At 69.7% G+C, this 7,405-nt stretch carries 5 protein-coding genes and 1 pseudogene; 2 read left to right on the top strand and 4 right to left on the bottom strand.

Translation table 11 applies throughout. The features are described from left to right. Positions 1 to 304: pseudogene (locus NS3_RS27080) on the top strand (ABC transporter ATP-binding protein); the annotation flags it as partial. Between the two features lie 87 nt (positions 305 to 391). On the opposite strand, the gene NS3_RS27075 reads toward NS3_RS27080, so the two are convergent. Further along, positions 392 to 2,002, bottom strand: a complete 1,611-nt coding sequence (locus tag NS3_RS27075; protein WP_067865536.1) for an ABC transporter permease — start codon at positions 2,000 to 2,002, stop codon at positions 392 to 394. Next, positions 1,999 to 2,916: an ABC transporter ATP-binding protein gene (locus tag NS3_RS27070; protein ID WP_067865533.1), complete on the bottom strand. Its 918-nt coding sequence runs from the start codon at positions 2,914 to 2,916 to the stop codon at positions 1,999 to 2,001. The genes NS3_RS27075 and NS3_RS27070 overlap by 4 nt, the downstream gene beginning before the upstream one ends. Positions 2,917 to 2,997: 81 nt before the next feature. Between NS3_RS27070 and NS3_RS27065 the strand changes: the two genes are divergently transcribed. Further along, positions 2,998 to 5,130, top strand: a complete 2,133-nt coding sequence (locus NS3_RS27065) for a M3 family metallopeptidase (protein WP_067865530.1) — start codon at positions 2,998 to 3,000, stop codon at positions 5,128 to 5,130. Positions 5,131 to 5,272: 142 nt separating this feature from the next. Here the strand turns inward: NS3_RS27065 and der are convergent, their stop codons facing one another. Both der and cmk read right to left on the bottom strand, forming a co-directional pair. Then, positions 5,273 to 6,691: a ribosome biogenesis GTPase Der gene (der, locus tag NS3_RS27060; protein WP_067865527.1), complete on the bottom strand. Its 1,419-nt coding sequence runs from the start codon at positions 6,689 to 6,691 to the stop codon at positions 5,273 to 5,275. Beyond that, complete coding sequence (gene cmk / locus NS3_RS27055; RefSeq protein WP_067865554.1) at positions 6,688 to 7,356, bottom strand: (d)CMP kinase; 669 nt, start codon at positions 7,354 to 7,356, stop codon at positions 6,688 to 6,690. The genes der and cmk overlap by 4 nt, the downstream gene beginning before the upstream one ends. Between the last annotated feature and the right edge of the window lie 49 nt (positions 7,357 to 7,405).

Raw genomic sequence — 7,405 nt, 5'->3', positions numbered from 1 at the left:
CCGCATGATCGGTCCGATCGGTATGTCGGAGGAGAAGGACGAGGCGCAGATGGCGCGCGAGCAGGCGATGGTCGATGCCGGTCATCACCACGGTGGCGCCGAAGAGGTCGAGGGCATCATCCCGCAGATGCAGGCCACCCCGGGAATGCCGGTCCGCCAAGCCGTCGGGCGACGTCGAGCACGGGTCCGCGAGATCATGCACACCCTGCCCCCGGCCGCCCAAGCCGCCATCAACGAATCACTGGCCGACAACGACGACACCCAGGTCCTGCCCACCTATTCAGCCGCGCAGCTGCGTCGCTGATACCCGCCCGATCGTGCGCACCGCCTCACCTGGCGGTGCGCACTGCCGCGCCGATCGTCGTTGCACGGCATAGCACGCGTGTAGCGCTCAATACCCGGCGTCCCGACGGCGGAAGCCGACCGCCCCGGCGACGACCAATCCCGCCGCTATCGCCAGCAGAGCCACGGCCGATGTGACCGAGACGCTCTCGAGCGGGGCCTGCGGAGTGTGCGCCCACGGTGAGATCTCGTCGAACCACGACGGCAGGTCGAAGGCATCGGCGAACAGCACGCTCACCACGCAGTAGGCGAAGAAGGCCCAGGCGAGGACAGCGCCGAACCGGGGCACCAGACCGAAGCCGAGCACCGCCACCCCGACCACCACCCACACCGCGGGAACGTATACGAGAGCCGCGCCTGCCAGCCGCAGCGGTTGCCCGGCGTCGTCGGTCATCAGGCCGTGAATCAGGCCCTCCCCCAGGCCACCCGCGGCCGCGACCACCGCGCTACCGAGGAATGCCACGGTCAGGTGGCTGCCCAGCCAGGCCGTCCGGCCGACCGGACCGGCGAGGATGGGTTCGGCGGCGCCCGCCGTCTCCTCCGAGCGGGCACGCAGCGCCGAGGAGATACCGAAGGCCGCGGCCAGCAGCGCCGTCATGCCGAGGGTCAGTGCCAGATAGGAATCGACAGCGTCCTCGACACCGCCGGGCAGGAAGTCGGCGATGGCCGGATTGTCTGCCAGGAATTCCTCGATGCTCTGGGCGAATGAGCCGTAGGCGGCGCCGAGCAGGAAGACTCCGGCGCTCCAGGCCACGAAAGCGCCGCGTTGCAGTCGCCAGGCCAGCCCCAGCGGGGAGGACAGCCACCGGGTCGCCTCCGCGCGGCCACGGCCGGAGCGCACCAGGCCCGCACCGAAATCGCGGCGATCGAGCAGGACGAAGGTCGCCGCGACCAGCACGGCGGTGGCGACCACGAACAGCGCCAGCGGCCACCAGCGATCCCGGACATACGGGTAGGTGCGCTGAGCCCAGCCGATCGGGGAGAACCAGGCCGCGGTCCCGTCCCCGACGTCGCCGATGGCGCGCAACACGTAGGCGGCGGCGATGAGGAAGGTGATCGTGCCGTAGACCGCGCGGGTGGCGTCGGCGACCTGCGCGGCCACCGCTGTCGCCGCGGCGAAGGTGACGCCGATCGCGGCGACGGCGACCCCGTTCAGCAGCGAACCCGCGACCGGCAGGCCCGTGCCCACCCCGGCTCCGAACAGCACCACCGCGACCGCCGCGTTCGCGATACCGGCCAGCGCGAGGGCCGCGGTCACCGGGGCCCGGCGGCCGATCCGGGCCGAGCGCAACAGTTCGGCGCGACCGGTCTCCTCGTCGGATCTGGTGTGCCTGCCGACCAGGAACATGCTCATCAACGCGACGACGATGGCGAGGTAGGCAGAGATCTCGAACAGGACTTCCCCACCGATGCTGTCGAGCAGTTCGGTCGGGCCGCCCATGGCGACGACTGCCGCGTTGCCGCTCATGGTGGCGCGCAGCTGGGCCAGCTTCTCCGGGGTGTCGTAGAAGTTCTGGCTGCTCACCGACTGGAATGCCAGCAACGCGGCGATACCTGCCAGCCACCACGGGAGAGAGGTCCGCTCACGCCGCAACCCGACCACCAGCAAGGTGCCCCAGCCTGTCGTGCCCGCAGCGTCGGCCCTGGACTGCACTGTCATGAGGTCGCCGCCTCGGGAGCGGGGGCGACGTCGGCCGAGTAGTGCCGCAGGAAAAGATCCTCGAGTGTCGGCGGGGAGCTGACCAGGGAGCGCACGCCCGCGGCGGCCAGCACCCGCAACGCCGCGTCCAGTCCCGGACCGTCCACCTCGAAACGCACTTTTCCGTCCTCGTGCACCAGATCGTGCACACCCGCCAGGTCTTCCATCCCCTCGACCGGCCGAAGGGTCTCGGCGGTGACCGAGGTTCGGGTCAGATGGCGCAGCTCCGCGAGCGTTCCGCTTTCCACGGTGCGCCCGTTGCGGATGATGCTGACTCGGTCGCACAGCGCTTCGACCTCGGCGAGGATGTGGCTGGACAACAGGACCGTGCGCCCCTGCCCGACCAGTTCGCGCACGTACTGCTGGAACTCGGCTTCCATCAGCGGGTCGAGGCCGGAGGTCGGTTCGTCCATCAGGAACAGCTCGGCGTCCGAGGCGAGCGCGGCGACCAACGCCACCTTCTGCCGATTGCCCTTGGAGTAGGTTCGCGCCTTGCGACTGGGGTCGAGATCGAAACGCTCGAGCAATTCCGCCCGTTTCCGGGGGTCCAGTCCGCCGCGCAACCGCCCCATCAGGTCGATGACCTCGCCACCGGTGATCCCCGGCCACAATGTCACCTCACCGGGAACATAGGCCAGCCGGGCGTGCAGCGACACCGCCTCCCGCCACGGATCCTTGCCCAGCACGCGCACATGTCCCGCGTCTGCGCGGTAGAGCCCGAGCAGCACCCGGATCACCGTGGTCTTGCCCGAGCCGTTGGGCCCGAGGAAGCCGTGGACCTCCCCGGCTCGCGCCTCGAGGTCGAGTCCGTCGAGGGCACGTACGGGCCCAAAGGTCTTGATGAGGCCTTCGATAGAGATCACCGCATCGCTCATGGGTACATACTGCACCCGGCGACGCCGGTGTGCGCCCCCAACTCGACGGTCGAAGATCGAGTCGAGCTCTACAGTCGAGGGATGACGAGCAATCCGTTCTTCGAGCGCAGCGCCCTGCCCTTCGAGTTGCCGCCTTTCGCGGACATCGCCGAAGAACACTATCTGCCTGCGTTCGAGCACGGCATGGCCGAGCAGTTGGCGGAAGTGGCGGCGATCGCGGACTCCGCGCAGGCGCCCACGTTCGACAATACGATTGTGGCGCTGGAGCGTTCGGGCGCTTTGCTCACGCGGGTGAGCGCGGTGTTCTTCAACAAGTCCGCCGCGGATTCCACGCCGGGCATCGACGCGATCGAGGCGGAGGTCTCGCCGCGCCTGGCGGCCCACCGCGACGCTGTCCAACTGAATCCCCGCCTGTTCGCCCGCATCGAATCCCTCTACGAACAGCGCGAAACGCTCGGGCTGGACGCGCAGGACAGACGTCTGCTCGAGCAGTACCACCTGAAGTTCGTGCGGGCGGGCGCCCGGCTCGACGCGGCGGGTCAACAGCGGCTGCGCGAACTGAACGCCGAGTTGGCGACGGCGGCAACCCAGTTCGGGCAGAATCTGCTGGCCGCCACCAATGCCGCGACGGTGGTGGTGACTGCTGAACAGGAGCTGGCCGGGCTGGAGCCGGGCGCGATCGCGGCCGCCGCCGAGAACGCTCGCTCGCTCGGCCGGGAGGGCGCGTGGGCGCTGCGCTTGCAGAACGTGTCGAATCAACCGGTGCTGGCCGAGCTGGCCGATCGGGAACTGCGGCGGCGGGTGCTGGAAACCTCGTTGAAGCGCGGGTTCGAACAGTCGGACGAGAGCAGGCCGGCGAGCGACGAGATCGGGAATTCGACCGACCACGGCGATGCCGATACCGCCGATGCCACCGACCGGGCGGCCGATGCTGTCAACGCCGCACTGGCAGCGCGAATCGCCGCTTTGCGCGCGGAGCGAGCGAGCTTGCTCGGCTACCCCGACCACGCGAGTTACGCGGTGGCCGATCAGACCGCGAAGACCGCCGAGGAGGTGGAGCGGATGCTGGCCCGGCTCGTGCCGCCCGCGGTCGCCAATGCCGGACGCGAGGCGAGCGATCTCACCGAGGCGATGCGCGCGGCGGGAGCCGACGGCGACCTGCGGCCATGGGACTGGCAGTACTGGTCGGAAAAGCTGCGCGCCGAGCGCTTCTCGTTCGACAACTCGGCGCTGCGACCCTATCTGGAGTTGGAGCGGGTGCTGTGGGACGGCGTCTTCCACGCCGCCGAGCTGGTCTACGGCATCACGCTGCGTGAACGTGACGACCTGATCGGCTACCACCCGGACGTCCGCGTCTTCGAGGTGTTCGATGCCGACGGCTCGCCACTGGGTCTGTTCCTCGGCGACTACTTCGCCCGCCCGTCCAAGCGCGGCGGGGCGTGGATGAACGAGCTCGTCGCGCAGTCGCACCTGCTGGGCACCCGGGCGGTGGTGGTGAACAACCTCAATATCGCCGAACCGCCCGCCGGTGAGCCCGTCCTGCTGACCTGGGACAACGTGCGCACCCTCTTCCACGAGTTCGGCCACGCCCTGCACGGCCTGTTCTCGGACGTGCGCTATCCCTTCTTCTCCGGCACCGAGGTCCCCCGCGATTTCGTGGAGTTCCCCTCCCAAGTCAACGAGATGTGGATGGACCGCCCGGAGATCCTGTCCCGCTATGCCCGCCACATCGAGACCGGAGAACCGATGCCCGCCGATCTCATCGAGCGGATGCGCAAGGCTTCCCGGTTCGGCGAAGGATTCCGCACCGTCGAGTACCTCGCCGCCGCCCGACTGGACTGGGCCTGGCACCGCCTGCCCGCCGGCGAGAACCCCGGCGACGCCGAACAATTCGAGCAGCGCGCATTGCACGCCGCGGGCCTGGCGGTCGAAGCCATCCCGCCGCGCTACCGCACGGCCTACTTCGCGCACATCTTCTCCGGTGGTTACGCGGCAGGCTACTACTCCTACATCTGGAGCGAAGTGCTCGACGCCGACACCGTGCGCTGGTTCGACGACGGCGCGGGCACGGTCCGCGAGAAGGGCGAGATATTCCGCCGTGAACTCCTCGCGCGCGGCGGATCGGTCGACCCGATGGCAGCCTTCGCCGCCGTGCGCGGGCGCGGGCCGGACATCGAGCCGCTGCTCGAGCGGCGCGGGCTGACCGCGGCGTGAGAGGCGCGTTCGATGGGGTGGCCCGCGTCGATGAGCCAGTCGACGAAGGTGTCGAGGCTGATGCCGTCGTCGTGGCCCACCTAGGAATCCCCGATGACATTCGGCTCCGGGGTGCGCGCGAACGCACACCCCGGAGGCGAACTCACTTCTTGCCGCGGTCCCGCTTCTCGCGCACACGCACCGAGATGCGCACCGGCGAGCCGTCGAAACCGAACTCCTCACGCAGCCGCCGCTCCAGGAACCGGCGGTAACCTGCTTCCAGGAAGCCGGTGGTGAACAGCACGAACGTCGGCGGGCGGGTGGAGGCTTGCGTCGCGAACATCACGCGCGGCAGGCGGCCGCCGCGCATCGGCGGCGGGGTCGCGGCCACGACCTCCTTGAGCCAGTTGTTCAACCGGCCGGTGGAGATGCGCTTGTCCCAGGACTCGAGCGCGGTCTCCATCGCGGGCACCAGCTTCTGCACTGCCCGGCCGGTGTGCGCGGAGATGTTGACCCGCTGGGCCCACGGCACCCGCACCAGATCGCGGTCGACCTCCTTGTCCAGCTGCAACCGGCGGTCCTCGTCCACGAGGTCCCACTTGTTGAACGCCAGCACCAAGGCCCGGCCGGAATCGGCGACCAGGCTGATCACCCGCAGATCCTGTTCGGTGATCGGCTGGGAGGCGTCGATCAGCATGATCGCGACCTCGGAGGCTTCCAGCGCCGACTTGGTGCGCAGCGAGGCGTAGAACTCGGTGCCGCTGGCATTGCTGACCTTGCGGCGCAGGCCCGCGGTGTCGACGAACTTCCAGATCTTGCCGCCGAGCTCGACCAGCGAGTCCACCGGGTCGACGGTGGTGCCGGCGACATCGTGGACGACCGAACGCTCGTCGCCCGCGAGCTTGTTGAGCAGGCTGGACTTGCCCACATTCGGCTTGCCGACCAGTGCCACGCGGCGCGGCCCGGTGCCACCGGTGCCCTCGCGCGGAGTCTCCGGCAGTACGGCGAGCACGTCGTCGAGCAGATCGCCGGTACCGCGCCCGTGCGCGGCGCTGACCATGCGCGGCTCACCCAGCCCCAGCGACCACAGGGTCGCGGCTTCGGCCTCCACGCGCTGGTCGTCGACCTTGTTGGCGACCAGGATGACCGGGATCTTCGAGCGGCGCAGCTTCTTCACCGCCGCCTCGTCGGTCGCGGTCGCGCCGACGGTGGCGTCCACCACCAGCAGGATCGCGTCCGCGGTCGACATGGCCAGTTCGGCCTGCCGGGCCACCGCCTGCTGCAGGCCCTTGGCGTCGGGCTCCCAGCCGCCGGTGTCCTGAACCAGGAAGCGCCGTCCCGCCCAGTTCGCCTCATAGGAGACACGATCGCGGGTGACGCCGGGGATGTCCTCGACGACCGCTTCGCGACGGCCGAGGATGCGGTTGACCAGGGTCGACTTGCCGACGTTCGGGCGGCCGACCACGGCGAGCGTCGGCATGGCGAGCTGCTCGGCGCCCTCTTGTTCGCCCTCGAAATCGACGAGCTCCCACTCGGATTCGTCGTTCCAGATGCCGTCTCCGGCGAGTACGTCTTCGGTCACTGTGCACTTCCTGTCGCGATACGCTGCGCCACGACGCGATACAGCTCGTCGATGACCTCGTCCATGGTCAGCTCGCTGGTGTCCACGAGCACCGCGTCCTCGGCGGGACGCAGCGGGGACACCGCGCGGGTGGAATCGAGGGTGTCGCGGCGCTGGACGTCGGCCAGCACGGCCGCGTAGTCGTCGCCGCGTCCCTCGCGGATGTTCTGCTGGTTGCGCCGCTGCGCGCGGGCTTGCGCGGAGGCGGTCAGGTAGATCTTGGCGTCGGCGTCGGGCAGCACGACGGTGCCGATGTCGCGGCCCTCGACCACGATCCGGCCCGCCCCCGCGGCGATCTCCCGCTGGGTGGCGACGAGCACTTCGCGCACCTCGCCCACCGCGGAGACCGCCGAGACGGCCTTGGTGACGGCGTCGCCACGGATCTCCGCGGAGACGTCCTCACCATCGAGTTCGACGAACTCGCGGGTGGGATCGGTGCCGATACTCAGCGGCAGTTCCTTCACCGCGGCGATGATGGAGGCCGGATCGTCGAGGTCGGCGCCCGCGCGCAGCACGCGCAGCGTCGCCACCCGGTACATGGCGCCGGTGTCGAGATAGCGGGCGCCGAGCCGGATCGCGAGCTTGCGGGAGACGCTGGACTTGCCGGTGCCCGAGGGCCCGTCCATCGCGACGGTCAGCGGGCCGTCGCCGGACACCGCGTCCTCGAGTTCCGCC

The sequence above is a fragment of the Nocardia shimofusensis NBRC 100134 genome, assembly GCF_001613125.1.
GTDB classification, from domain to species: domain Bacteria; phylum Actinomycetota; class Actinomycetes; order Mycobacteriales; family Mycobacteriaceae; genus Nocardia; species Nocardia shimofusensis.
The sequence above is the reverse complement of the archived record's forward strand: the minus strand, read 5'-3'. Positions and strand labels throughout refer to the sequence as shown.